The sequence below is a fragment of the Cedecea sp. NFIX57 genome (genome assembly GCF_900177785.1).
Classification (GTDB): Bacteria; Pseudomonadota; Gammaproteobacteria; order Enterobacterales; family Enterobacteriaceae; genus Cedecea; species Cedecea neteri_C.
In genome coordinates, this window is record NZ_FXAS01000099.1 from 1 (window position 1) to 2,472 (window position 2,472).

Consider the following 2,472-nt stretch of genomic DNA (forward strand, 5'->3'; position numbering starts at 1 on the left):
GTAAGCGCTAAGTGAGCGCCGTATTGACAGTTATTTGTCGGTGAGTTCTACGTTCCAGGGCAGAAGTTCAGCCACTTTATTGGAAGGCCACTCCGGCAACACACTCAGGATATGGCGAAGGTAAGCCTCCGGATCGATACCGTTCAGCCTGCACGTACCGATCAGACCGTACAGCAGTGCACCACGCTCACCACCGTGATCATTCCCGAAGAAGATATAGTTTTTCTTGCCAAGACAGACGGCTCGTAGCGCGCGTTCTGCGGCATTGTTATCTGCTTCTGCAAGACCATCATCGCAGTAGTAGCACAGCGCATCCCACTGGTTCAGCGCATAGGCGAACGCCTCGCCCAACCGGGATTTTTTTGACAGCGTTGCGTTTTTTTCTACCAGCCACTCATGCAGGGATACCAGCAGCGGCTTGCTTTGGGATTGTCTCGCTGCCAGCCGCTCAGCTACCGGGAGACCGCGTATGGCTTCTTCGATGGCGTACAGTTCGCCGATACGTTTCAGGGCTTCCTCTGCGGTGGCCGTTTGAGTACTTATATAGACGTCGTGGATTTTTCTGCGTGCGTGGGCCCAGCAGGCCGCTTCTGTTAACGGGCCGCCTTCACGCTCTGCGCTGAACAACCGATCGTAACCTGCGAAGGCATCCGCCTGCAGCACGCCATTATAATGGCGAAGATGTTGTTGAGGATGTTTCCCCTGCCGGTCCGGTGAGAAGGCGAACCATGCCGCTGGCGGATCTGATGAACCAGCGCTTCTGTCATCACGGACATATGTCCAGATGCGCCCGGTTTTGGTCTTCTTTCTGCCCGGGACCAGTACCGGCACCGGGGTATCATCCGTATGCAGCTTGCGGCAGCCCATCACGTAGTGATGAAGGGCCTCATCCAGCGGAGCCATTAACCGGCAGCACGCATCCACCCAGTTGGAGAGCAGAGCCCGGCTCAGCTCCACGCCCTGACGGGCAAAGATTTCGCACTGGCGATAGAGCGGCAGATGCTCACAGTATTTGGCCGTTAACACGCGGGCCAGCAGACCCGGCCCGGCGATACCCCTATCTATGGGGCGTGATGGTGCCGGCGCTTCAACGATGCAGTCGCATCGGGTGCAGGCCTTTTTCACCCTGACCGTGCGGATCACTTTCAGGGCGCTGGAGACCAGCTCCAGCTGCTCCGAGCTGACTTCACTGAGATAGGCCATATCACTACCGCAACCCGGGCAGCAGCTTTCTGCAGGCTCCAGTCGGTGGATCTCGCGGGGAAGATGTTCAGGTAAAGGTCTACGGTGACGGGACTGGCGAAGCTGGCGCGGAACCTGTGGATCGTTATCCCGACCGTTGTAACGATCGCTTTGCAGCTCCTGCTGTTTCAGCAGGGCTTCAGCGTCTTCAACCTGTCGGCGAAGTTTTTCAGAACGGGTACCGAACAGCATCCGCCGCAGTTTTTCTATCTGTGCCCGCAGATGCTCTATTTCGCGTTCTTCGTTTTCTATTTTTTCTTCTGCCCGCGCTAACGCCGAACGCAGGAACGACTCAGTCTCTGCAACGAGGCTGAGTTGACTGTCTTTCTGGCGGAGCGCATCTTCCAGCGCGGCGATACGGGCGAGATAGTCCTGACTCATGACCACATTTATAATGCGGTCATATTCTTTTTACAACATTGTCAGTGAGTTAAAGCGTGCCGTTTTTGGCTGCCGCCAGTCCAGTTTGTCGAGGAGCATGGCAAGTTGTGAGCGGGTGATGGCAATTTTGCCGTCGCGTACAGCAGGCCAGATGAACTGGCCTTCTTCCAGTCGTTTGGTAAACAGGCACAGGCCGTCAGCATCAGCCCAGAGGATCTTCACGGTGTCGCCTTTGCGGCCACGGAAGATAAACAGGTGGCCGGAGAACGGATTGTCATCAAGTGCATGTTGTACCAGCTCACCCAGGCCATTGAACGATTTACGCATATCCGTGACGCCGGCAACCAGCCAGATACGGGTGCCCGACGGGAGTGGGATCATCTTTTTAGCTCCTGTATTAACATACTAAGGAGGTGTTCGCTGACAGCGCCATTCAGACGAAGTGTCCCGTTCCTGAATGTAACTTCACAGGTTATGTCGAGGGTTTCGGGCCCAGCAAGTTTTGGCGAGCGATTTGAGGTGGTATCTTCGACATCAAGTGTAACCGGGATCAACGTGGGCATACTATTTTCGGTTGTTTCAGGAAGGCGTAGCTTTCCTTCTCGCCAATACTGACGCCACTTGAACAACAGATTATCGTTAATTCCATGTTCACGTGCGAGCTGGGCTACAGAGATATCTGCTCGATGTGAGAGCTCAACCATTTTGATTTTGAACTCTACAGGATAATTCGGGCTTTTTTTACGAACGGAGGTCAGTGATTTCATGGATAGCGTCCACCATATTTAGTGTCCACTATACTCTCAGGAATTTCAGATTCTGCCAGACGGCATTGAGTTGACGCTTACT

3 protein-coding genes are annotated in these 2,472 nt (G+C 54.4%); all 3 read right to left on the bottom strand.

Features of this window, described 5'->3' with window-relative positions:
- Positions 1-30: 30 nt before the first annotated feature.
- Genes tnpC through tnpA form a run of 3 tightly spaced genes read right to left on the bottom strand, consistent with a single transcriptional unit; the run spans position 31 to position 2,390 of the window.
- Positions 31-1,623: an IS66 family transposase gene (gene tnpC / locus B9Y90_RS25890; RefSeq protein ID WP_085543136.1), complete on the bottom strand. Its 1,593-nt coding sequence runs from the start codon at positions 1,621-1,623 to the stop codon at positions 31-33.
- Between the two features lie 30 nt (positions 1,624-1,653).
- Positions 1,654-2,004: an IS66 family insertion sequence element accessory protein TnpB gene (tnpB, locus tag B9Y90_RS25895; RefSeq protein WP_085543137.1), complete on the bottom strand. Its 351-nt coding sequence runs from the start codon at positions 2,002-2,004 to the stop codon at positions 1,654-1,656.
- Positions 2,001-2,390 carry an IS66-like element accessory protein TnpA gene (gene tnpA / locus B9Y90_RS25900; protein ID WP_085543138.1) on the bottom strand — a complete coding sequence of 130 codons (390 nt, stop codon included), beginning with the start codon at positions 2,388-2,390 and terminating at the stop codon, positions 2,001-2,003. Before tnpA ends, tnpB begins: the two co-directional genes overlap by 4 nt.
- Positions 2,391-2,472 lie beyond the last annotated feature (82 nt).